General features: G+C 32.9%; 24 protein-coding genes and 3 pseudogenes. 16 read left to right on the top strand and 11 right to left on the bottom strand.

Going from position 1 to position 22,357, the window contains the following annotated elements:
- Positions 1-3: 3 nt before the first annotated feature.
- The 3 genes from TZ97_RS07360 to TZ97_RS07370 are packed head-to-tail and all read right to left on the bottom strand — an operon-like array spanning position 4 to position 999.
- Positions 4-465: a hypothetical protein gene (locus tag TZ97_RS07360; protein WP_045759899.1), complete on the bottom strand. Its 462-nt coding sequence runs from the start codon at positions 463-465 to the stop codon at positions 4-6.
- Between the two features lie 21 nt (positions 466-486).
- A complete protein-coding gene (locus tag TZ97_RS07365) occupies positions 487-783 on the bottom strand; it encodes a hypothetical protein (protein ID WP_045759900.1) in 297 nt (98 codons plus the stop codon).
- A gap of 33 nt (positions 784-816) precedes the next feature.
- On the bottom strand, positions 817-999 hold the full coding sequence (locus tag TZ97_RS07370) for a hypothetical protein (RefSeq protein WP_045759901.1): 183 nt from the start codon (positions 997-999) through the stop codon (positions 817-819).
- A gap of 655 nt (positions 1,000-1,654) precedes the next feature.
- Between TZ97_RS07370 and TZ97_RS07375 the strand changes: the two genes are divergently transcribed.
- From TZ97_RS07375 to TZ97_RS07395, 5 genes are all read left to right on the top strand, one after another.
- Positions 1,655-1,996 (top strand): helix-turn-helix domain-containing protein, encoded by a 342-nt coding sequence (locus TZ97_RS07375; protein ID WP_045759902.1) that lies wholly within the window; start codon positions 1,655-1,657, stop codon positions 1,994-1,996.
- Positions 1,997-2,054: 58 nt separating this feature from the next.
- Positions 2,055-2,471 carry a pyridoxamine 5'-phosphate oxidase family protein gene (locus TZ97_RS07380; RefSeq protein ID WP_045759903.1) on the top strand — a complete coding sequence of 139 codons (417 nt, stop codon included), beginning with the start codon at positions 2,055-2,057 and terminating at the stop codon, positions 2,469-2,471.
- A gap of 114 nt (positions 2,472-2,585) precedes the next feature.
- Positions 2,586-4,022, top strand: a complete 1,437-nt coding sequence (locus TZ97_RS07385; protein WP_045759904.1) for an AbiH family protein — start codon at positions 2,586-2,588, stop codon at positions 4,020-4,022.
- Positions 4,023-4,121: 99 nt separating this feature from the next.
- Positions 4,122-4,982, top strand: coding sequence for an ImmA/IrrE family metallo-endopeptidase (locus tag TZ97_RS07390; RefSeq protein ID WP_045759905.1), 861 nt, complete (start codon positions 4,122-4,124; stop codon positions 4,980-4,982).
- 8 nt (positions 4,983-4,990) lie between these two features.
- Positions 4,991-5,674, top strand: a complete 684-nt coding sequence (locus TZ97_RS07395) for an XRE family transcriptional regulator (protein ID WP_045759906.1) — start codon at positions 4,991-4,993, stop codon at positions 5,672-5,674.
- A gap of 134 nt (positions 5,675-5,808) precedes the next feature.
- Here TZ97_RS07395 and TZ97_RS07400 read toward each other — a convergent pair.
- A pseudogene (locus tag TZ97_RS07400) lies at positions 5,809-6,264 on the bottom strand (polysaccharide deacetylase family protein); the annotation flags it as partial.
- A 301-nt stretch (positions 6,265-6,565) separates the two neighbouring features.
- Between TZ97_RS07400 and TZ97_RS07405 the strand changes: the two are divergent.
- The 3 genes from TZ97_RS07405 (at position 6,566) to TZ97_RS07415 (ending at position 9,900) form a co-directional block, all read left to right on the top strand.
- Positions 6,566-7,924, top strand: coding sequence for a phosphoribosyltransferase-like protein (locus TZ97_RS07405; protein ID WP_045759908.1), 1,359 nt, complete (start codon positions 6,566-6,568; stop codon positions 7,922-7,924).
- 214 nt (positions 7,925-8,138) lie between these two features.
- Positions 8,139-9,155, top strand: coding sequence for a retron St85 family RNA-directed DNA polymerase (locus TZ97_RS07410; RefSeq protein ID WP_045760216.1), 1,017 nt, complete (start codon positions 8,139-8,141; stop codon positions 9,153-9,155).
- A 196-nt stretch (positions 9,156-9,351) separates the two neighbouring features.
- A complete protein-coding gene (locus TZ97_RS07415) occupies positions 9,352-9,900 on the top strand; it encodes a hypothetical protein (protein WP_045759909.1) in 549 nt (182 codons plus the stop codon).
- Positions 9,901-10,424: 524 nt separating this feature from the next.
- On the opposite strand, the gene TZ97_RS10685 is transcribed toward TZ97_RS07415, so the two are convergent.
- The 6 genes from TZ97_RS10685 to TZ97_RS11030 all read right to left on the bottom strand — a co-directional run bounded on the left by TZ97_RS10685 (position 10,425) and on the right by TZ97_RS11030 (position 14,528).
- On the bottom strand, positions 10,425-10,598 hold the full coding sequence (locus tag TZ97_RS10685; RefSeq protein ID WP_235287915.1) for an HAD family hydrolase: 174 nt from the start codon (positions 10,596-10,598) through the stop codon (positions 10,425-10,427).
- Between the two features lie 190 nt (positions 10,599-10,788).
- Entirely contained in the window at positions 10,789-10,962 is a 174-nt protein-coding gene (locus tag TZ97_RS10840; protein ID WP_235287917.1) for a hypothetical protein, read from the bottom strand.
- 83 nt (positions 10,963-11,045) lie between these two features.
- A complete protein-coding gene (locus TZ97_RS07430) occupies positions 11,046-11,687 on the bottom strand; it encodes an ATP-binding cassette domain-containing protein (protein ID WP_045759910.1) in 642 nt (213 codons plus the stop codon).
- Positions 11,688-11,691: 4 nt separating this feature from the next.
- On the bottom strand, positions 11,692-13,893 hold the full coding sequence (locus TZ97_RS07435) for an ABC transporter permease (protein ID WP_045759911.1): 2,202 nt from the start codon (positions 13,891-13,893) through the stop codon (positions 11,692-11,694).
- A 6-nt stretch (positions 13,894-13,899) separates the two neighbouring features.
- A complete protein-coding gene (locus TZ97_RS07440; RefSeq protein ID WP_023026925.1) occupies positions 13,900-14,193 on the bottom strand; it encodes a hypothetical protein in 294 nt (97 codons plus the stop codon).
- 164 nt (positions 14,194-14,357) lie between these two features.
- Positions 14,358-14,528, bottom strand: a complete 171-nt coding sequence (locus TZ97_RS11030) for a PhrA family quorum-sensing system peptide (protein ID WP_152620220.1) — start codon at positions 14,526-14,528, stop codon at positions 14,358-14,360.
- 191 nt (positions 14,529-14,719) lie between these two features.
- Between TZ97_RS11030 and TZ97_RS07445 the strand changes: the two genes are divergently transcribed.
- A complete protein-coding gene (locus TZ97_RS07445) occupies positions 14,720-15,583 on the top strand; it encodes a helix-turn-helix domain-containing protein (RefSeq protein WP_045759912.1) in 864 nt (287 codons plus the stop codon).
- 104 nt (positions 15,584-15,687) lie between these two features.
- Here TZ97_RS07445 and TZ97_RS10700 read toward each other — a convergent pair.
- Positions 15,688-16,104, bottom strand: a pseudogene (locus TZ97_RS10700) (helical hairpin domain-containing protein); the annotation flags it as partial.
- On the opposite strand from TZ97_RS10700, the pseudogene TZ97_RS07455 reads away from it, so the two are divergent.
- The 7 genes and pseudogenes from TZ97_RS07455 to TZ97_RS07475 all read left to right on the top strand — a co-directional run.
- Positions 16,081-16,638 (top strand): annotated as a pseudogene (locus TZ97_RS07455) (lipoate protein ligase C-terminal domain-containing protein); the annotation flags it as partial. The pseudogenes TZ97_RS10700 and TZ97_RS07455 overlap by 24 nt on opposite strands.
- 204 nt (positions 16,639-16,842) lie before the next feature.
- Positions 16,843-17,139: a lactococcin 972 family bacteriocin gene (locus TZ97_RS10295; protein ID WP_080934905.1), complete on the top strand. Its 297-nt coding sequence runs from the start codon at positions 16,843-16,845 to the stop codon at positions 17,137-17,139.
- A 61-nt stretch (positions 17,140-17,200) separates the two neighbouring features.
- Positions 17,201-19,210 carry a DUF1430 domain-containing protein gene (locus TZ97_RS07460; protein ID WP_045759913.1) on the top strand — a complete coding sequence of 670 codons (2,010 nt, stop codon included), beginning with the start codon at positions 17,201-17,203 and terminating at the stop codon, positions 19,208-19,210.
- A gap of 1 nt (position 19,211) precedes the next feature.
- Positions 19,212-19,838 carry a putative bacteriocin export ABC transporter gene (locus TZ97_RS07465; protein ID WP_045759914.1) on the top strand — a complete coding sequence of 209 codons (627 nt, stop codon included), beginning with the start codon at positions 19,212-19,214 and terminating at the stop codon, positions 19,836-19,838.
- Between the two features lie 66 nt (positions 19,839-19,904).
- A complete protein-coding gene (locus TZ97_RS11035; protein WP_003003109.1) occupies positions 19,905-20,039 on the top strand; it encodes a hypothetical protein in 135 nt (44 codons plus the stop codon).
- A 426-nt stretch (positions 20,040-20,465) separates the two neighbouring features.
- A complete protein-coding gene (locus tag TZ97_RS07470) occupies positions 20,466-21,137 on the top strand; it encodes a YiiX/YebB-like N1pC/P60 family cysteine hydrolase (protein WP_045759915.1) in 672 nt (223 codons plus the stop codon).
- A 12-nt stretch (positions 21,138-21,149) separates the two neighbouring features.
- Positions 21,150-22,280: a hypothetical protein gene (locus TZ97_RS07475; protein WP_003003145.1), complete on the top strand. Its 1,131-nt coding sequence runs from the start codon at positions 21,150-21,152 to the stop codon at positions 22,278-22,280.
- Positions 22,281-22,357: the final 77 nt, after the last annotated feature.

Raw genomic sequence — 22,357 nt, forward strand, 5'->3', positions numbered from 1 at the left:
CTCCTAGTTTTCTTTCTTATTTTCTACCGGTTTGTTTTCTTTAGTTGGTGTGCCTCCAGCTTTTTTCTTGATTTTAGAAGCAAAGAGCTTATAGATATCATTACGATTGACGTGGGTATGTGTGATAACAATATCTTCTAGTTCAACTTCTTCTCGGTATTTAATGCCCAAGTCTTCAATTTCAGACTCTGACATATCTGCGATAGTGAAAAAGAGGGTTTCATGCTGGACAGAAGAGTGAATACCTACGACAATTCCACGGATCTCTCCAGTATTAACTTGGACAAATGATCCATCAGGATTTCGTTGCGAGCGATCCACTTCAAAGATGATATCAGGGCCTTCAATGCCTCGGAAAGTCAGTTTTCCAAGGACAGCTGGGACATCCAGGCCGTCTGTAATGACACGATAAGTCTTGTCAGCAATTTGTAGTTTTTCTCCGTAGTTTAATCCAATTTTAGCCATGTGATTTTCTCCTTTTATTTCTTATTTTTTAATTACCAATTTTTCCGCAAAGATATTGAGATAAGGTGCAACAGTATTGCCGTTTAAAGCAGTGTCTGGGAAAAAGATTGGGTTAACTGCTTCTACTAGAGCATCTTCTGGGAAGACCGTTGTAGAGGCTGGTGTGATGACATGAAAGGCACCGTGCTCTGCGCTATTTAGAATGTGACGTTGATATTTACCTTCTTTCCCAAAAATAAATTTCGGAGCATTTCCTAAACGTTCATAGTAAGCAGGGCCAATAAATTCTGGTTTCATTTTAAGTGTTTCTGAGATCATAAGATTTCCTTTCTGAGTGTAAAATAAAAAGAGTTAAGCTAGTTGCTTCACTCTTGAGTAATAGTGGGTAAATAGTTTTCGTTTAAACATGCGACTATAGAATTGAATATCCCCATGGGCATAGCCATTTTTACGAGCATCATCTGCGAGATGATCTAAATCTATTTGAGCCTGAGCATAGAGTTTAGCCTGTAGTTTATCAGATTCACTAAACATACCATAGGTAAATTCATAGTTATCATAGAGTCGTTTACATTGTAGTGCGAAAAAAGTTTGTCATATCATTCTCCTTTATTGTAATAAGTAAAAAAGCTACTAAGTGAAAAAAGGAAAGAACTTAGTAGCTTGAGAGTAGGTCTATCTAATTAGATAGACAGCAGTAAAGAAAAGTTATTTGGTTGGAAAGATCCCTCTTTCCACGGTGGCAACGTTTAGCAAGGTGCTTTGCGTGAATTACCATCGCTTTCCCAGCCAATCTCATTGGGGAGTCATTATCATACCCTTAAGATTCTCTTACGCCCTTTGGCGAAGCCAGTTCACTTTACTATTCGGAAAAGTGCGAAAGTCCGAAATGCGTGGAAGCCCACAAGAATTGAATCTTGTTTTCTATCTTCACTTCAACCATAAAACGGACTTGACTTTTCTTATCAAAACATTTACAATAAAGGTACGAAGTTTATGTGTTGTTCTGATGATCAGTCCTCTGGTTGTCAGACGCACTTTTTATTTAATTGTCAATGATCTCAATTGGTAGGGATTATTATTTTGATCTCTAATATCGCTACCAGCTATATTTATATTTTATCGCCAACAGCGATAAATGTCAAGGGGTTTTTAAAATTTTTTTGAAAAAAATTGAAGAGGAATAACTATGGCGTTTGCAGAACGTTTAAAAGAATTACGAAAACAAGCTCACCTAACTCAGGTTGAACTCGCTAAACGATTAGGGATAGGACAATCGTCCTATGCAGACTGGGAGAGAGGCAAGAAAAAACCAACCCAAGAAAATCTTGTTAAGATAGCACAAGTTTTAAATGTATCAATTGATTATTTAGTTGGAAATTCAGAAGAAAAATCAGATGAATTAGATAATATTGAATTGCTTTTCCGTATGAATTCAAAGGGTTTAACTGAGAAAGAAAAAGAAATCTTCAAAAAAGAACTGATTGAATTTATGGAAAAGAGAAAAGAAGCATTTGAAAAAAACAAGTAAACTTAAAATTAGACTTTTTTGTTAGATAATTACATTGAATAAAGGAAGTGTTTTAAGAATGGATGTAAAAAAAGAATTTTTGAAAATAATGTCTGAACAAAAAGAAATAGCCTTAGCGACATCTGTAAACAATATTCCAAATGTAAGAATAGTCAATTTTATTTATGATTCAACCAATAATATACTCTACTTCTCATCATTCAAAGGTAATGATAAGATTAAGGAAATGGAATCAAACTCTCATATTGCATTTACTACAATTCCACACTCTGGGAATGAACACGTAAAAGCTAAGGGTTTAGTTCAAAAAAGTACCAAAACTATTTTTGAAGTGGCGGAACAATTTATTGCTAAAGTACCAGGTTACAAAAATACTATTGAATTTGCAGGGGAATCGTTAGTTTTATTTGAAATACGATTTGATACTGCGATCGTTACCAAAGATCTAGAAACAATACAAACTATAAAACTTTAAATTAAAGTTCCAAAAATGGTGATTAAAGTGAGGATATATATCTGAGTACGGTAGTTAAGTTGGCGGATTTCTATAAAGTTGCTATTGATGAGTTAGTAAAGGGGAGTACAGAAGTTGGATTATAAAACAGAATTTTTAAATATTGGGGACTTACCAAAAACACTTTTAGTATTGGGTAATGGCTTTGATTTAACATGCGGAGTTCCTTCTGATTATAAAAAGTTTTTGGAGTATATATTAGAAAATAAACTCAATTATAATAGCAAAGAGCTTCAAAAAGATGGTTATAGTAATATTTTTGAATATACTCTTTCTGAAATTGAGCGATACTTAAAAGATATCAACTTTGCGCATGACGAAGGCATAAGAAAAAGCGAGATAGTGCCTGAATTAAATTCATGGTATATAATTTTTCTATATAGAAAAATGACCAACGATACGGATTGGTTTCAAGTTGAAAATCAAATTGCAAATCAGTTGACTACTAACGATAATAGTATGAATATTGTGGAGAACATCGGTGATAGTTTGCTTTCAATTTATCAAAATGGCAAATCTATGATACGTACTCAAAGAATTAGTCATCTGAACAATAAAGAAATCGAAAAGATATATGAATTGTTGTCATATAATTTACTGAATAAAAAGCTTGATTCTTTTAAAGTTAAAGGCACTAAAGATTTATTTATAGAATTTAGAAAAAAAGAGAATGAATTATGGAAAGAGTATTATGAATATAATGAAAAAAACATTGGTAGTACAATCGATAGAGAAAAATTTGAAGACACGTTTGAAAGTAAATTAGAGAAAGAATTATTTCCGATGGTTGCTCAAGTTCTTTTAGCAGAATTAAAAGAGCTAGAGATGGATTTTAGAGAATATCTTACTTTAAGTATTTACGAGATGAGCTTTGCCTATCAAAAAAATGCAGGGGATTTGATAGAATCTATTTTAAAAAAAATTAGAAAAGACACGGAAAATTCAACTTATAACGTTTTAACGTTTAACTATACAACGCCTTGGGATATGTCTGAAAACAGAGATAGAGCGGAATACCTTCATCCAATTTTTAAAGGAAATCCCATCAAAACTTTAAATTTACATGGTCGTCTTGATTCGGAGACTCAAGAGATTATTTTTGGTGTGGATGATGAGTTTTTATCTCCATTATCAAACGAGTATATATTTACAAAGACATCAAGAACTCTTGATTTATATACAAAAGAAATGTTTGAGGAATGGTTTGGAAACAGTAGTATGTCTGAAATTCTTAGTCCATCTATAAAAGAAATAATTTTCTTTGGACACTCTCTATCCAAAGCTGATTATGGTTATTTTAGAAAAATTTTGGATAGTTATGTTGACAATCCTGAAGTACATTTTATCTTTGTTTATAATGTCTACAAGGGAACAACTACTGATAAGAAAAGGAGGGAATTGATTCACTCTATTTCGTCCTTATTCGGAGAATATTCAATAAATAAGCAATCGAATACAGATATATTCAGAGATCTTATTCAAAACAATAGAATTAAGATTGTAGAATTGTAACTCTGATTTCTAGTGGACAATCGTCCACTTTTTTTTATATAATAAACTCAACCAAATTGATTTAGTTTTGTAATTTATACTTAAAGGAGGTACCATTCTTTGGATGAATTGTATACAAGAATAAGTAAGTCTACAAAACATGTGTTATACCAATACATGAAGGATTATGATATTTCATTATTAAATTATAATTTTAATTACTTCTTTCAACATTGTATTCAAAAATATCAAATTCAAGTAATTAGTCACCACTTCTCTAATCACAAGATTGAAGGATTAACTGTTATTGATGAATTAGGTATTAGTTTTTCTTATGAAAAGGATAATCCCATTGTGAAGCAAAATTTTACGCTGTGTCATGAGCTAGGACATTTTATCCTAGAGCATGAAGGTAATTATTTTGCAGAATCTATTGATAATCAGGAGAACCTACTAGAGCGAGAAGCGAATATTTTCTCTGCTGTAGTATTAATGCCTGACATTGTTTTGTTGTCAAAGATTTATTATAGTTGCGACACCTTTCAAAAGATTCAAAATAGTCTGGATGTTTCAAAACAGGCATTGTTTTATCGCCTTTTAGATCTTCTTAGAGAATATTATCCTGGAAAAGAAAGTACCATTAAGCAGGCTATCGATGCTTATATTGATGGACAAAATGCCACACTGCTCCTTTTGTTTCACGGTGTCAAAGAACAGATTATAAAGGAATTCAACAACTATCAGACTTTTCTAATCAATAAGATTCAGCAATCAGTAATCAAAAAAGGCTTCGTGACTAGTCAAGAATATCCAGAACTTCTAGATCAAAAGAATTGGAAAACAATAAAGACTTGCCGTGACAATCTAAAAGTATGGCTCATTTATGATAGAGGAAAATCTATAGCTTATGTTTGGGATAAAAATAAGCTAACTGACAAAGAGGCAAAACAAAAAGCTGAATTGAAATTACTATTAATGTGAGGGAAACGATGTACCAACCAGAAAAACTAAAGGCTCGCAGAAAAGAGCTAAAAATGACTCAAAAAGATATTGCTGATCAATTGGGAGTCAGCTATCAAGCCTATTCCGCATGGGAACGTGGAGTAAAACAACCATCTAGAGAAAAAGTGCAACAACTAGAGCAGATTCTAAATGTACCGAAAGGTTTTTTTACAGAGATCGAAATCGTCCGAATATATAATACTTTATCGGATGAAGGTAAGAATAATGCACTTAGTTATGTCAGAAGCTTAGCTCAAAAAGAACAATGTAAGAATGTTGTTTCGATATCAGAAAAACTATACGAGTACCATGTTTACGAAAAAATGTCTGCTGGTATTGGCTCATCGGTTTATAACGATCAGAACTATGATACTGTTTATTTTAATGAAGAACTAGCCCATGATTTCGCCTCATGGATTTCTGGTGACTCAATGGAGCCCAAATATCAAAATGGCTCTGTGGCTCTCATTCGTGAGACAGGATTTGATTATGATGGAGCAGTTTATGCAGTAGTCTGCAATAGCCAGACTTATATTAAACGAGTTTATCGTGAGGAGCAGGGTTTACGGTTAGTTTCTATCAATCCAAACTATCACGATATTTTTCTTTCGTATGATGAAGATCCTAGAATTGTAGGAATTATTGTTGGGAACTTCGTACCTTACAAATAATATGTTTTAGACATTTCATACTACTATCTCAAACAAAAAATTAAAATCAGACGTCTATGCTACATTATTATTTTAGCAGCTTGTTTACAGAAAAAAGAGAGTTTTTCCAACTCTCTTTCTTTACAATTACTTTCTTAATTCTTTCTATAATATATATGATGACTATCTATTTTATGATCCAATAGTCCATTAACCGTTACCAAACCATATCCTTGAGACTGTAAATACTCAATAACAGTCGGAAGGGCATCAATGGAAGTTTGATGGATATCATGCATCAAAATGATGGAACCTGGACTGACCTCATTTTTAATTTCTTGTAGAATAGCATCTGTATTATGAGTCTTCCAATCAAAGGTATCTACATCCCACATTATAAATGACTGATCTACTGCATACTGGACAGCACTATTAATGGAACCATATGGTGGACGAGTAATTTTCGTTTGGATACCTGTCACTTTTTGAATGATATCCCTTGTGTCCATAATTTCATGTTCAGCATCATCCAAAGGTAAGTTTGTTAAAATCGGGTGATCCCAGGTATGATTTCCAATTTCATGGCCTTCTTTATGTACTTTCTTTATTACCTCTAGTGTAATATTATTTTGCCAAAATAATATTATAAGACTATGTCAATGTCTGTTATAACGGAAACTCAAAAAATATCTGTTATAACAGCAAACAATAAAGATTCTGAAAAATGACTCTTTTCAAAAATTTTTATTATCTTTCTAAAAAATTGTTAACTATATTTAATTTTCCATAGATATGTGTTATATTATGTACAATTGATGTGTCACTTATATAATAGTTAAGTGTTTGTATTGATAATACTATCTATGTGGCACACCGAAATTTATAGTTTAGAAATTAGGTGTCAAAAAAATTATGACTACTAATCCTGACTTTGATGCATTAGTCAATACATTTTACGAACGAAATTCTCTTAATATGGATTACTGTGATAAATATATGAAAGGTTTTCGTAATAGACTTGGGAAATTTATATCACAAAAGGAATTGGAATTACGACCGAATGTTAAACATATTGTAGTTGATTGTATTAAAAATCATTACCAATATTACTCACAACAGAAAATTGAAGAGGTTTTCTCTCACTTTCATTCTAGATTCGTTAAGTTTCTTACCATGCAAGGATTTAGTGTAGAAAAGAATGTCCATTTCTTAAGTATACTAAATAAAGAAACATATAAAACTAACAGTTCACTTGACATGATTAATTTATATAAGACGGTAAATAATATTGCGAATTACGAATATAAACAAATGAGTTCTGTTATTGATAATGAAGTAGGTTATGAAAGATATTTATCAGAAGAAGGTGAAGATTATAAATTTCATAATGCTAAGTATTACAATAATACAAAAACTAGGCTTCAAAATAAATGGAAGGATATTTTAAAAAACACAGAGTATATTGTACTTATTGATGATTATTCAGGATCCGGTAGCACAATAGATGATTTTCTTACATTAACAAAAGATTATATACCCGATAATATATGTATTTTGGTTTTTTGTATACATATGACAGAGATAGCTGAGCAACGTATTTTGGATTCTTTTATGAGAAATTCCAAAAATGGAGCTGTACGTTGTTATGAAAAGTCAAAAAGATATTTTCACAATAATGAAACCAGTGAAATTTTAATTGAAAATTTTGAAACTGAAGTTGTTCGTCCAGCAAGAAAAAAAGATATTTTAGGTTTTCAAAAAACTGAATCTGTAGTAACTACGTGCCGAAACACCCCAAATAATACTTTGAGTTTGTTTTGGAGTGACAGTCCTAGAGAGAATACGTGGAGATCTTTATTTCCGAGAGACAACAAAGATGGTAAAATTCATCACAAATATAGTCACTGGGTCAAAGAAAAACATAAAGTTAATTGGTATTTGGATTATAAAAAGATTGAAGATGATGATAAAGATAAAGTCAAAGTTCTTATTTACATATCATCAAAAGATAATAAGAATGTAGAATTGACAGAACTTGAACTTTCGAAATTAATCTGCTATACTGATGATGCAATACAGGCTTGTTTAGAAGAAGGTTTGATTGAAAAAACTGCAAATTGTTTTTATATTTCTGATCAAGGTACTACTTTTTTAAATTCAGTTGGTTTAAACAAAATTTCTTGGAATGACATCAATGATACATTTGATATAGTAGGCGAAAAACACAGAGATAAAAAACAAAAGAATCAAGATATTAACTTTACATTTTGAGTTAGAGTGTCTGATGGATGAGTCGTCCTATCTAAGTATAAATGGTTACAAATATCTGTCGTTATATGAAGCTCCGCTCCCTATAACGAGAGCAAAATTTTGCAAATTTTTGCCCTGGGGCGTTTTGCTTCGTGGAGGTCCACAGCCTCACTGCCCCACAGGAAAAGGCTTTTACAAGGTTAAATTAGTTTTAGTTACTCAAAAAAGGTTTAATATGATTAAGTTTGATAAAATTATTTCTCTAGACATTCCTGTATTTTTAACTTTAGAAGCATTAAGGAAAAATATCGATATAGATAAAAAGTATTTTTACAGAACACTTTTTTATAGAAATAATTTATACAAATCTATACAGATTTTAAAAAAAAATGGGAGTGATTATCGGCAAATCAATGCTCCTATTTTACCTTTAAAAAGAATACAAAGATGGATATTAGAAAATATATTATATAAGATTCCAATTGAAGATTGTGCACATGGCTTTGTAAGAGGAAAATCAATTATTACTAATGCATATCCTCACGTAAATTCTAAATATATTTTAAAAATGGATATAGTAGATTTTTTTCCTAGTATTCATTTCGGACTTATTAAAAAATTCTTCTATGATCTTGGTTACTCAAATACTATAGCTTGTGCTCTTGCTAATTTATGTACATTTAATAGTCAACTTCCTCAAGGGGCTCCAACAAGCCCGTATCTTGCAAATATAATCTGTATTGAAATGGATAAGAGAATCCAGGGGCTATGTAAAAAAAACAGACTGAAATATACAAGATACGCAGATGATATTACTATATCTGGTAATAGCAATGTATTTTGGATAAAGGATATAGTTGAAAAAATCGTGAATTGTTACGGTTTTCAAATTAATCAAAACAAAACAGTAGTTATAAAACCAGGTGACCGAAAAAAAGTCACAGGTATAATAGTCAATGAAAAATTATCTGTTCCTAAAAGCATAGTTAGGAAGTTAAGGCAAGACATCTATTACATTAAAACATTTGATCTAGAATCGCACATGGAGAGAATCTCCTTCACTGGGACTAAGCAACAATACATTTCACAATTATATGGTGTTGCGAGCTTTATAAAGATGGTAGATATAGATAAAGGTTTATACTTTATATCCACTTTAGACTCTATTTTCAAACCTTTTTCTCCTAGTATTGCTGAGGTAGATCTTGAATTAGACGATTACTTTGATAATTTGTTTAATGATTTATTTTAATCATTATTAATCAGATTTGAACCAAATTGTATTTCAATTTACTTAACTTCTAAGAAAAATTTTACAAAGATCTCTTCTATTTGTAGATGTTTATTCAAAGATTGATTTGAAATATAGTAATGTAAGAGTCAATTGTAATTAAACAATTACACTAGAGAAAATGAGAATATGAAAATATAATTAATTAGAGGTTTTTATGTCTGAAGTAATTGCTACCGCACTTATCTCAGTTAGTGCAACTATTTTTACTAATTTAATCATCAATGGCTTTTCTTATTTTCAAAAGAAAATAGAAATAGAGAATCACATTAAAGAAAAGAAAATGGATTATAGATTTGAACAATCACGCGAAGATAAAAATCTATATTTCAAAACTTTTCAAGATTTCGCTTCTATATGTGGAAAAACTGTCTCTTATGTAGACTCAAGGAAAGATGATTCTGAACCAATTGACTTAGAAATTATTATAAATTTTGATGATATATTTTACAAAGCTTATTTATTTTTAGATAACGATGAAGATAGAAAAGTTTTCATCATTTTTAGGAATCAGCTTCGATATTTAGCTGGGTACAAACATCCTGAGGGAACTTCTATATGGGAAATAGAATTCGAGGAAAGTAATTATGACCCTACTATGATTGAAGAGCCTAGATACATTTTTAATAGTCTCAATAATTGTTTACTTATAGCTAGTAAATACATTAAACAAGAACTAAATTTAAATAGTTCTAAAGATAATTGATGAAAACAAAAGAGGAACTTTTAAATTTTTTGAAAATTTAAATTCTTTTTATACATTGTAACAACTATTGTTACTGGATCTATTTTAGAACCAATCAAGTGATAAATAATCTTGAGTATATCAAAAAAGAGGTATCTATGAACTGCACCCTAAAAGTTAGACAGAAAAATCTAACTTTTGGGGTGCTTTTATTATGAAATTAACTTTTGAAGATAAAGTTAAAATATATAAAAGTATTATTTAATTAAAATAGTTGAACCATAGTTTTTTAATTTAAAGAAATTCTTTCTACAATAGTTGTTAATTAGAAGAATTATTTCCCTTTAAATTATAGTAATAAAAAGGGATATTTGCTATCCATTTCACCAATTTTATTGATATTTAAACATGCTAAAGTAAGCCCAACTTTATCTCTATTATATGACTTTACACAAAGAAAAGCCTTTAGAAGCTTGGGTTCTAAGGGCTTTGTCTTCAATCTGAAAAAAGTATATTTTTAATTTTTCTAAGTACGTCTAGACGTTTTAAAACTCATGTTGTGATTGAATTACGTTCAATACTTCTTGCATACTTCCAGCCTTCCAATTTGCCTTAGCATTAAATAAAGGCAATGGGTAATCGTAATATCCAATAGTATCAATACCAGCACTAGTTGATACCTGTATCCCTGAGTACGAATCTTCAATTGCAATTGTCATCCGAAACAATATAATCAAAATAATTCTTCAAATCCAGTTTTTCAAGACTTATTTCTATACTGAAACAACATCTTTCCAGAACTTCAATAATTTCTTTCTGTGTTAAATCATTATTTAACTAAATCTTTGGAGGCAATACGTTTTCAAAGCTACTTTTTTACCATAGGTTTTGAGCCTTCAGCACAGATTACTAAGCCAAAAATGCTCTAAATTTTTGAAATTCTAACAAATCCCACTCAACTTCATCATCATCTTTGACTTTCACAATATCTTCCTCAAAATAACATGGAATAAATATGATTTTTAACTCCAAACGATTAGACAAACTTGGCTGTTTTATAATATCGTATGTAAATTTTTTCATGTTTGAACTCTCCACCTTCGATATTCCATAATCTAAAGTAACCGTATCAAGTGCTAATAATGGTTGAGTTAATTTACAAGAACCTACTCCAGTGAAATGATCCTATCACATTGCCGTGCTTGCTCCATGTTATGCGTAACAACCAAAATTGTTTTACCAAATTGATCTCTCAAAGTTCGAATCAAATCGAATGCTTTTTGAGACATTTCAGGATCTAACGATCCGGTTGGTTCATCTGCTAGGACAATATCTCCGGGCTTTAAAATAGCTCTCACAATCGCAATTCTCTGCTGTTCACCTCCCGATAATTCATTGATTTTACTATTTAACCGATTTTGTAGACCAACAAATTCTAGCGTTTCCTTGATTCTCTGCTCCTTCTCCTGTCTAGAGAAATTCGAAAAAGTCATGGCAAGCATCAGGTTATCTTTCACACTAGATGTAGAAATGAGTGCATTGGATTGAAAAAGATAGTTGATGACATTCCTTCGGTAATGAACTGCTGATTGCGAATTTACCTTAGGCAAAACTTTTCCGTTGATCAGGATTTTCCCACTGTCAACAGTATCCAATAGTCCAATCATATTGAGGATAGTCGATTTTCCAGAACCAGAAGGTCCTACTAAAGCTACAAATTCATTTTCCTCAATATCAAAGCTTAAGTCTTTGAAAATTTCTCTTGAACCAAATTGTTTTGATACATTTTGTACTGAAATTCTAGACATGAGATTACTCCTTAAATGATTGTATGATACTCTCTCCTTCTTTACGGAACAAACTGAAGTAAAGTAGCATTATCTGAAAAGCAAATGTAGCTAGTGTCATGACTATTCCCAACTTAGAACCCACTAAGATAGAAACGATTAGTTCCATCACAGAAAAACTAATAATGAGAGAAAGCACACCAATATATCTTTTCCATGGTGAGAATCCCATAAAGTATTGAACATACAATTTTTCTTCAAATAACATGCGGTACATTAAGACAAAACTCCAGAAAATAGCCATCATCGTAATTATGATAATCGCTATGATCGTGCCGAAAAGATAAAATGTATAACTCAGATCTTTTTGAAGACCATTGATAAAGTTCTTGACAGTTGTAAAACTCAACCGATTATCCTTTAAATCTGGAAATTCTGTTTCTAAAATGGACACTACCTGTTTCATCGTTTCCCTATCACGAATCTTCAAAAGACCATTATAGCCACTGACAACTAAGTTTGCCGACTCCATGAAATATAAATTCTCTGGTGTTGAGACAAAAATAACTGGATTCTCACTAGTTGTACCATAAGAAATGGAATCTGACCATGTAAATATTGATCGAGACGGTTGGTAAACCTTGAACATAAATTTCGGATTTTCTGTGAAATTAGTTTGTAAATCTCCCGGTTTTACAGTGACACTTTCCTGTAAATACGCCTTCATCACTTCAAGTTCTTCTGTATTGAGCGTGTTAGGTAGAAGATAAAGTCGAGTACCATTCCTCATCTCTAGCAACTCTTCATCACTTAGGGGAATACCTAGGTCTTTCAGGTAATTATAGGAGAATTTCAAATACCAAAATGGTTTTTTAGGGACATGCTGGTATGTCCCATAGACTGCATCAAGGGACTCCTGATTAAGAAATTGTCCTTGGGCAATATAGACACCCGGAAGCTCAGATATACGCTGGTAAAAGTTATACATACTACGCTCAAGGGAATTTGTAGTTCCTGCATATGTACCTACATCATCTCCCTCAACAAAGCTGGAGATAACGTACATATCTTCAACATTCTTCCACTCCCTAGATACTTTCATATTATCAATAAACTGATTCATTGGAGCATCTAAATAGTAACTGACTGCGATTAACAAACCAGCTACCAAGGTATAGAATAACAAGCAGGTTACCATTAAAGGCTTCATTGGTAATCGTTTATGGATTGCTGCTAATGGAGAAACCGAATAAACAATAATTGTTGGAATAATGAATATCAATAGTAGCAACAAGACTGAGAGGCTGACTCCAGCAAAAACTAGAATAAACGATGATAAACCAAAACTAGACCAGCCTGACAACAACCAACTACATAAAGAGACAATAGGAATAATATAGATTGAAAATAGTAGAGAATTTTTGAAAAAAGCAGACCATAATTCTTTTCTATCCCATCCTAAAAGAATCAATGTTCCAAAATGTTTAAAGGATTGAAGAACACAGATTAAGAATAGGATCAGTAAAATGAAGGCATTTACTAAGATGCTGATAGCAAGTATTATTCCCCAAATTCCCTGATCAGTACTACTTCCAAAACTTTCTTTTGTCAAGTCCTCAACAGAAATACCTGACACCTTTGAAAGATGCAACAAAAAGTTATCTCTTGAGACAGCATCGTGGAGACCATTGATATGGTATATCCCATTAATCGTATTAGTGTTTTGGAAAGTAAAATCTAATCGTTCAATGACTACAGGTGTGCTAAATAATAAATCTGGAAGCTCGTAAAGCATATTATTTGAGCCTTTGTCAAGTCCAATAGTCATACTATTGTCACTATGAGATAATAAATTTGCAAATTGTTGTTGTGAGACAACTATTTTACCCGTACTTTCAAAATCTGAAAAACCAGCAGAGCTACCAAGGATGTCTATATAAATCCTATTTAGACCTTCTCCTGTATCACTACTTTCAGAACGTTTTGTCCATATGGACAAGTCACTCTGTTCTAAAAAATAATTAAATACATCTTGTGATTGCTCTTCTGTTAACTTCTGAAGATAAACTGTTACGGTCCCGGAATGATGATTATAACTCTGCCATGACTGTTGATACTGTAAACCTGCTAAAAAAATTGCCACCAGAGCAAGTAAGACACTCTGGATGGCAATCAAAAACAGGATTAAGTATTTCATTTTACCTAATAACATGTTTTTGTATGTCATAGGTACTTACCTACAATTCCAGTAACATTCAGCTGTACCAGTTCCGATGTATTTAGAAGCATGTGCTTCTACTCCAGGGGATTTCCAGCCTGAGAATCCCCCGTTAGCAGATGATGCGTGTTCGTAAACACCAGACTGAACATTTGAATAGCTCCAAAGACCAGCAACACGACCATAATTCCAATAAACTGCAGTACCTTTATACCAAACTGTTGCAGCTGAAACAATCGAACCACCTGCACCAGCTAAAGTCAGTGCAAGTAAAGATGTTGTAATTATTTTTTTTATGCTTTTCTTCATCGTAAAGCCCTCATTTCCTTCACTTAAAGTCTAACAATAACAATGACTGCATTTAGAAGTATCAACAAATCACACCCCAGTACATTGGAATCACTTCTTTCTAATTAAAAATTAGATAAAACAGAAATACTATATAGTTAATAGTATTTTCATCATTTAATCAACTAATCAGCCTTCCCAATATCAAGACCATTGGACTTATTTTGTGATTGCACTCGAATCTCCAATTGTTTATTCTTCTGAATAAACTGTTGGTAAGGAATTGTATTACTAAACATAAAAACACCTAGTAATGCAAATGTAACTAATTTTTTAATTCCACGTTTTTTTCTCATGCAATGAAACCCCTTTCTTTTTCCTTGTTTTTATTCTAACATACATATTTTATTCAGTCAATTATTTTTATTGCGTCTTGAACTTTTTTTTTTTTTTATTATCATAAAGAATTATTCATCCCTTTAACTTGCTATTTTGAACTAAAAATTTTATAATGAAATTAAGCAAATAGGAAGGTTTATTATCTTTAATGAATACACTCGCAGAGAAATTCAGATTGAAAAGAAAAGAGTTGAGACTCTCCCAACAAACTCTTGCAGAAGGAATTTGTGAACAAAGCCAGATTAGTAAAATTGAGAGAGGGCATTTCATTCCCTCCGCAGACCTTTTGTTCAAACTCTCACAACGACTTGAAGTCCCATTAGATTATTTTTTTAATGAACAAATTGAAATTAAATCTAACCTCTCTAATTTCAAGCAGTTATCTGCTCGACTATTAGATGACAGAAATTATGACGATTTGGAATATATTTATAGAATAGAGATTGAACGAAGTACTTTTCTAACACTAGAAGACCGAACTTACCTTGAATGGATTAAAGCTATTATTGACTTCTATCAATATGACAGTAAGTGTGAGGCTATTTCTTCATTGGAAAATATATTATTAAAAGTCTCCTCAAATACTCTGATTTATTTAAAGGCATTGAATACTCTATCTAATTTCTATTCCTTAGTGGGTCGTGAACAAGAATATGAGGCAAACTACTCTCATTTAATGGAGTTATATCAAACAAAAAATTTTGAGCATCAAGAGTTTTTATTTGGCTACATCAGAGTTCGTTACAACTACGCTCACTACCTAGTGTCAAAGGAAAAATATAACGAAGCCATCCAAGAAGCTCTTGAGACGATTGAACTCTGTAAACAAAGACAGACAAGCTACCAACTAGCTCCCCTACTTGTTCTTGTAGGAAATGCTGGAGCCAAATTTCTAGACAAAGAACAAGTCAAAAATTATTATATAGAAGCAAGAGAGTTATGTAAGATTTATAACAATCCTTTAATGTTGATGAAGATAGAAAATTATTTGAAAGAATTAGATACTGTTTAGTTAATCTTGACATTATAGTTTTTCTGAAACGTTAAATAACCTGTAAGGCTGATAGTGAAATTAATACTATCAGCCTTATAATTTTTCCATGGTATCTCAAATAACTATACTGATTTTGTTTCCCGTTCTAATTTGGTAACATTTTGATTTCTTGTGTTATCAAGTATATTGATAAAATTCTCTAATCTCCTAACCTTATATTCGTAATCATCTATCCATTTAGTCATAAATCTTTGATTTTCTTCGATTTCTTTCTCCACCTGCTCCAGTTTGATATCTGAAGTCAGGTTCATCTTGGCATAGTCATATTTTGCCAGTCTTCTATTTTCTGGGTATGAGTTGTTGAGATTGATTAAGACCTCTGCTACCTTGTTAAGATGAGCAACCTTATCCTGCAAATCTATAATGGTCAAATCCAGCTGGGCGATTTCCTTGATTAACTCATCTTTGATTTCCTGGTAAGACTGATTGTTAAGGTCTAATTCTATAAGAAGATTCACCTCTGCTATTTTCTCTTTGACGTGGATTTGTCTGTCCTTGCTAATGCACTCAAGGTGTCTAAAGACAAGTTTGAGTCCAAAGGGGTTAAATCAGTCCGTGCTCGTGTGACCAATATCATCGATGAATTGCCAGAAAAAATCACGGTGGAACAGTTCCGTGACTTGCTTTTGGACTACATGAAGAAAGAATACCCTGAAATGACAGAATATGTCTTCTCGGATGAAGAATTGGCTGAAATCAATCGTATCAAGGAAACCAAGTTCGGTACCTGGGATTGGAACTATGGAAAGTCTCCTGAATACAATGTCCGTCGTGGTACTAAATTCCCTAGCGGTAAGGTTGAAATCTTCGCTAATATCATTGAATCAAAAATTCAAGATATCAAGATTTACGGTGACTTCTTTGGTATCGAAGATGTTGCAGCAGTAGAAGATGTTCTTCGTGGTGTCAAATACGAACGTGAAGACGTCCTCAAAGCCCTTCAAACCATTAACCTAGGTCGTTACTTTGCAGGTATCACTGCAGAAGAAATTGCTGAAGCAGTGGTGGAATAAATAAAAAAGAAGTTGGTTGCAGAACCAGCTTCATTTTTTAGTTATTTTATGTATAATAATTCGTATTTTTTTGGAAAAAGTTTTATAATACAGATGTGAAGAGTTGCTCTGGAAAGGAGAAAAAAACGGAAACTATATTTTGAGCAATTCATAATTTTATTGTTAAATAAAGCTTTTAATTCTAATTATGGAAGGTGAACAGTCATGAAAACGAGTAAAATTATCCTTTCTGTCTTAACTGTAATTATTAGTTGTAGCTTAGCGTGTCCTGTCTTTGCTGATTGGGTATCTGGTGGTAACTGGAGTTACGGAGGTTATCATAATCCAGTCAATTGGGGAGCATTCTCAAATTATTTCCACGACTATCGATGGCATTGGTCAAGTGTGGCTCGAGCAAGTGACAGCAGAGCTAATGTAGGTTATGCTTCTGCTCATCACACATCAACATCGTTCATAAATACAAGTTTTGGTGAAACTGCATACTTTAATTATGGATTTTAATTGCTAAAGTTTGTCCTAGAGAGAAGAAATCTCTCTAGGATAAACTAGAAAGAGTAGAATTATGAAACGTTTATTTATACTTTTCTCGAACCTTTTTATTCTAATCTTTCTGCTTTGGATTGCCTTTATTTCACCTAATACGGTCATCCATCGAAGCCTACCTGTAATAGGGATTCTTCAACAAGAAAAGGAAGTTGTTTATGAAGAGCTCTCATCTAGCTTAGATCAGTTAGCAAAGGAAAACAATAGTTTGATTGCTCGTCAGATTCAAAAAACGGATTCTAAAGGGCAAGTCAAGTTTACGTATGATATCTACGGAGAAGGAGCACTTCCTAATGGCATCAAAAAAGAAGAGAAAGAATTCGTTGCAAAGGAAAGTTTGCTTACCAATTACTATATACTATCTGGGAATTTAACCCTTGAAAAATTGGATCAAAAACTCCACGATCTTGGTTTTTCAAAAAGTTTCATGAATAAGCCCAATCCCCTGCAAAATTTCATGGTATTTTTTGGTTCGGGTTCCCAATCTCTAGCCTTGGTTATTTTTATCATCAGCTTTGGTGCATTGACCATTATTCAAAAAACACTTGAAATGAGAAGTGCAGGGATTCGTTATATTTCTGGAATAAGACGATACCAGCTCTTTGGACATTCTCTCATGGAAGATGGTAAAGAATTGTTTATAGGGTGTATTGGTGGAAGTGTCCTAGGAGCTATTCTGATTTATTATTTACAATTGACCCCTTTTGCTTATTCTCTCATCATTTCAGCTAGTATTATTTACAATACACTTTTATTTATTTTATCTACTTTCCTATCCTTTTTCTTTGCATTCAGTATTCAGACAGTACACTTGGTTAGCCTTTTAAAGGGAAAAATTCCATTAAAAAGAGTCTTGTTTTTTCTCTTTACATGTCAATTTCTTGCAATCACTGTCATTGGTCTCTCAATTCATCGTGTCAGCATCTATGGCTCTATCTGGCAGACTTATCAAGAGGGAAGTTTGGCTTGGTCTAAAGAGACAAATTGGATACAAATTAGTTTGAATCGGGAAAATGTTTTACAAACGACAAACAAAGAAATTCAAATTGAACAAAGAGCTAAATGGTCTAAACTGATCGAGTCTGGCATTGAAAAAGGTGGACTTTTGGTCCATCATCAGCTTGCCGCATTTAATTCAAAAGGCTTCATGAACGATCCTAGAACAGGGAGAGAGCTTTCGATCACAGATTACGATCCTCTTGCCAACACCCTGTATGTAACACCAAATTACCTTGATATCCAAAGGATCTTAGTATCCCCTGAGGAAAAAGAGCGCTTGAATCACTTGCAAGCTGGAGAATTTGGACTCTTGCTTCCTGAAAAGTTGAAAGGGCAAGAAGAGGAGTTGAAAAAACGCTATGAAGATTATCTGACTCCTAGTGATGAACAAGGAAAGAGTCAGTTGCCTATGAAAGCACGGGTGACCTATCTTCCTAACAACCAAAAACGATTTATCTATAATAATACACCGATGAGCTATCAGCAATTCTTGACAGACCCGATTTTGGTTGTTGTTCTACCTAGAAGCTTTGGTGGCTACGATAATCCTTATTTCTCTCATCTTAATTCTTATCTTTACTTTGATGGTCTGGAAAAAAGCAAGAAACTAGTAGTTGAGAATGGGCTTGAAAAAAATGTTAGTCAATATGACTATGCGGCGTCTGTATACCAGCAGATGATCCAATCCATTCAATTAGAGAATCTCATTACCATTGCAGGAGGAATCTTTGCAATAGCTACTTCCATACTACTCTTTAACACCATGAATTTCCTCTATTTTGAAGAGTTTAGAAGACCAATCTTCTTGAAGAAAATTGCAGGTCTGGGATTTGTAAAGATTCACCAAATGATTTTGCTCTCAGAAAGTATCCTCTTACTATTAGGAAGCTTCCTGACATTCCTTCTCACTCAAGAATGGTGGATTGCTCTTGTCACTCTCTTGCTATTTATTACTAATGCTTGGTTCATTCTCCTGTATCGGTCTCATAAAGAAGACCACTTGTTAGCCACTGTACTGAAAGGAGCCTAATATGATTAGCGTAGAACATTTAACCAAATCATTTGGCCAACGAACGGTCTTTCAAGATTTGAGTTTGCAATTTACAGAAGGTAAGGTCTATGCTCTGATCGGAAATAGTGGGTGTGGTAAAACAACCTTGCTTAATATCTTGGCGAAGATAGAACCTTATGAAAAAGGGAGTATAAGCTATAAAGGGCAAGAACTGAAACAGATTAAACAGCATCACTTTTTTAAGCATGAATTAGGCTATCTCTTTCAAAACTTTGGCCTACTTGAAAACGAGACGATCGGTAAAAATTTAGATTTGGGATTGATTGGTCAAAAATTAACGAAAAAGGAGAAGAAGCAACAAGAAGAAGAAGTGCTAAAAAAAGTCGGACTGGCTTACCTTTCTCTGGATCAAAAGATTTATGAATTATCTGGTGGCGAGGCACAACGTGTCGCATTAGCTAAAGTTATTTTAAAAGATCCACCTTTGATTTTAGCGGATGAACTAACTGCAGCACTTGATCCAGAAACCTCTCAAGAGGTGATGGACTTGCTCTTAATGTTAAAGAAGCAAGATCGTTTAATCATTATCGCAACCCATAATCCAGTGATTTGGGAAAAAGCCGACGAAGTGATAAGGCTCGACTAGTCCATGGTTGAAGAATGGTAGGATCTTCTAGATTATCTTTTATAGCTATCCAGGAGGTATAGGCTGATGAAAAAAGATTCGTTCAAACAAAAATTTTTCAGTTTTATCATCCTTGGTATTATCATTCTCTTATCAGCTTGCACACTTGTAGGGCCACAAAAAAATCTCCATCCGGTAGTGCCAATGTATCCAGGAAAATAGGGTTCGAGGAAAGAAAGGCAGAAGATTTATTAAAAAATTCTATTTCTATCCCTTATCCAGATGGGAAAATCTTTACACCTACCGCACTGTCAAATGATGGGATTGCTTATGGCGAGGCTGTTGACCAAGGACATCTCAGCAATCTATTATCTAGACTCCGATACACATGTACAGGATCCAACCTATGGAGGCTTGACGAAACTGACACCAGAGGAATTATTAGGAGCCATGGTTACATGCAGTGAGAAAAATTATGCTTGGTGAGAAAGTGAGTCAAGAAATGGATAGAGGTGATTTAAATTTCAAGAAATAAGAGTTGATAACATAATATAAAGAGTGTATCAAAATTAAATTCGTGAATTAGAAAAGATGAATTATGTATTCCGCTAAATCAGTTAAAAGATTATGCTTCATTAGGTGAAAAAAATGAGAAAATTTACAAGAATAATCATAATGTCGATGGTATTCATTCTTAGTTTTCAAAGTATAAAAATTGTGAGTGTAGATACAATTAGTAATACCGAAAGTAGCGATAAAGAACAAAGTATTCTAAATGATATTCCAAATAAAGAAATAGAATATAAAGAGTACGGTCTAAATGCTCCTGTATTAGGTGATTTAAAAACAATGGAACGGACAAGTGTTGGTTCGTGGAGCTGGCGAGACGGTCTAATTTGTGTAACAGATCAAGGTTTTGGGGTAGGCCCCTTTAATACTTGGCATGCTGGAATAATTGCGCCACAAAAAAATTACTCTGTTGCAGAGGCAGCTAATAGTAATAGTCCTGTAAGATTAAGAAAAGGAAAGTGGACTCAAGGAACTGTTTGGCAAGTAGGAGTAAAGACAACAACTATTCAACAAGATTGGAATGCCGGTCATTGGGCAGGTGAGCAGGTAGGAAAACCCTATAATTTAAATTTTTGGAATGCTCGACAAACAAATAGTTTTTATTGTTCTCAACTTGTATGGGCTGCGTATTACTACACATCAGGAATCGATTTGAATAAAAGTGACAATGATATTGGCTCAGCAATTGCAATTCATCCGGGTGAATTTGTTAAAAATTCTAAGACAACTATTGTATACAGAAATAGATAGTAGGAATGATATATGAAACGCTCTTATCTTTTTGGGATTTTATTTCTATTCTTCCTTTTGCTTTCTTGTTCTAAGGTCCAAACACCAATGTTTCAAGTTGATCCAGAATCGAATCTTTACTTGGTCACCTCAAAAAGTATTCAATCATATACTAAGAAAGAGAATAAGCTCGAGTTACATCGAGTAGAAAAAATTGATGTAGCAACGTATGTTAATCTCTGGTTTTCGTGTTTAAACAGTGGTGATAAGATGATCGTAACTGAAGGTGATGATTTTGCACCAATAGATCATCAAAATATCATTTCAATTGATTTTTCCAAAGGCGAGATAAGGAAAAATCATACTAAGAATTATGCAATGATGGGATCAGGTATCTCTTCTAATTACTTTTATACTGCTCAAACAGATGCAAACTCAGGAATATTAACAGTCTTTTCTCTTAATGGAAAGCAAGTTTTTCAGAAAAAATTTAACCAAATGACAGCAATTTCGAGTCAGATTGTTGCAAATAATTCTAACGTATATGCTGAGATTGCTTATCAAGATCCAAAACGAAATCGTCCAGAAGGCGTGTTGGATTCAGATTTAATAGTACTAAATGAAAAAGAGCATTGGAAAGAAAAAGATAGAATTCGATTAACTTCAGATGGTAAAAAGGTTGAAATGTTAGAAGGCTTGGCAATTGTCAAAGATAGGGCATTCGTAAGTATCTCTGCAATTCGTGATACAGATACTTTTGAGAAGGTGGCAGGAAACCAATTGTTGTCAGTCGATTTGCACACTGGAGAAAGGAAATTATTTACCTTACCCAATCCTTATCCTAATATGCTTTATCCAAGTCCAGATAATCATTACCTTGTCGTCAAGCACGAGGTAGAAGGAAAGAATATTTTATCTGTTCTTGATTTACAAAATGAAACTATAAAAGCGATTGTGTTGGATGACAATTCAGGTGAAACACCAGAGGAAATAAATTCTTTTACAATTTCAAATGAAAATATGTTGTATCTAGCTACTGATCAACATTTATTACAATATAGTCTCAAGGATGCTAAGTTGATTGAGAAACAGAAATTAAAATTGGGAAAAGATGATTTTCCAATCGGATTAAGAATCGTAGAAAAAGACTTAGGGTCAAATTAATAATAAACAGCACCCCAAAAGATAGATGTTATAATCTATCTTTTGGGGTGTTTTGTTATGAAAATTAATATGTAGTA

Origin of the sequence: Streptococcus parasanguinis, from assembly GCF_000963275.1 — a bacterium.
Classification (GTDB): domain Bacteria; phylum Bacillota; class Bacilli; order Lactobacillales; family Streptococcaceae; genus Streptococcus; species Streptococcus parasanguinis_B.

Excerpts from the sequence above, each read along its gene's own strand:
- TZ97_RS07360 (WP_045759899.1), bottom strand. The coding sequence starts at position 465 with ATGGCTAAAATTGGATTAAACTACGGAGAAAAACTACAAATTGCTGAC.
- TZ97_RS07365 (WP_045759900.1), bottom strand. The coding sequence starts at position 783 with ATGATCTCAGAAACACTTAAAATGAAACCAGAATTTATTGGCCCTGCT.
- TZ97_RS07370 (WP_045759901.1), bottom strand. The coding sequence starts at position 999 with ATGTTTAGTGAATCTGATAAACTACAGGCTAAACTCTATGCTCAGGCT.
- TZ97_RS07375 (WP_045759902.1), top strand. The coding sequence starts at position 1,655 with ATGGCGTTTGCAGAACGTTTAAAAGAATTACGAAAACAAGCTCACCTA.
- TZ97_RS07380 (WP_045759903.1), top strand. The coding sequence starts at position 2,055 with ATGGATGTAAAAAAAGAATTTTTGAAAATAATGTCTGAACAAAAAGAA.
- TZ97_RS07395 (WP_045759906.1), top strand. The coding sequence starts at position 4,991 with ATGTACCAACCAGAAAAACTAAAGGCTCGCAGAAAAGAGCTAAAAATG.
- TZ97_RS07405 (WP_045759908.1), top strand. The coding sequence starts at position 6,566 with ATGACTACTAATCCTGACTTTGATGCATTAGTCAATACATTTTACGAA.
- TZ97_RS07410 (WP_045760216.1), top strand. The coding sequence starts at position 8,139 with ATGATTAAGTTTGATAAAATTATTTCTCTAGACATTCCTGTATTTTTA.
- TZ97_RS07415 (WP_045759909.1), top strand. The coding sequence starts at position 9,352 with ATGTCTGAAGTAATTGCTACCGCACTTATCTCAGTTAGTGCAACTATT.
- TZ97_RS10685 (WP_235287915.1), bottom strand. The coding sequence starts at position 10,598 with ATGACAATTGCAATTGAAGATTCGTACTCAGGGATACAGGTATCAACT.
- TZ97_RS10840 (WP_235287917.1), bottom strand. The coding sequence starts at position 10,962 with ATGAAAAAATTTACATACGATATTATAAAACAGCCAAGTTTGTCTAAT.
- TZ97_RS07430 (WP_045759910.1), bottom strand. The coding sequence starts at position 11,687 with ATGTCTAGAATTTCAGTACAAAATGTATCAAAACAATTTGGTTCAAGA.
- TZ97_RS07435 (WP_045759911.1), bottom strand. The coding sequence starts at position 13,893 with ATGACATACAAAAACATGTTATTAGGTAAAATGAAATACTTAATCCTG.
- TZ97_RS07440 (WP_023026925.1), bottom strand. The coding sequence starts at position 14,193 with ATGAAGAAAAGCATAAAAAAAATAATTACAACATCTTTACTTGCACTG.
- TZ97_RS11030 (WP_152620220.1), bottom strand. The coding sequence starts at position 14,528 with ATGAGAAAAAAACGTGGAATTAAAAAATTAGTTACATTTGCATTACTA.
- TZ97_RS07445 (WP_045759912.1), top strand. The coding sequence starts at position 14,720 with ATGAATACACTCGCAGAGAAATTCAGATTGAAAAGAAAAGAGTTGAGA.
- TZ97_RS10295 (WP_080934905.1), top strand. The coding sequence starts at position 16,843 with ATGAAAACGAGTAAAATTATCCTTTCTGTCTTAACTGTAATTATTAGT.
- TZ97_RS07460 (WP_045759913.1), top strand. The coding sequence starts at position 17,201 with ATGAAACGTTTATTTATACTTTTCTCGAACCTTTTTATTCTAATCTTT.
- TZ97_RS07465 (WP_045759914.1), top strand. The coding sequence starts at position 19,212 with ATGATTAGCGTAGAACATTTAACCAAATCATTTGGCCAACGAACGGTC.
- TZ97_RS11035 (WP_003003109.1), top strand. The coding sequence starts at position 19,905 with ATGAAAAAAGATTCGTTCAAACAAAAATTTTTCAGTTTTATCATCCTT.
- TZ97_RS07470 (WP_045759915.1), top strand. The coding sequence starts at position 20,466 with ATGAGAAAATTTACAAGAATAATCATAATGTCGATGGTATTCATTCTT.
- TZ97_RS07475 (WP_003003145.1), top strand. The coding sequence starts at position 21,150 with ATGAAACGCTCTTATCTTTTTGGGATTTTATTTCTATTCTTCCTTTTG.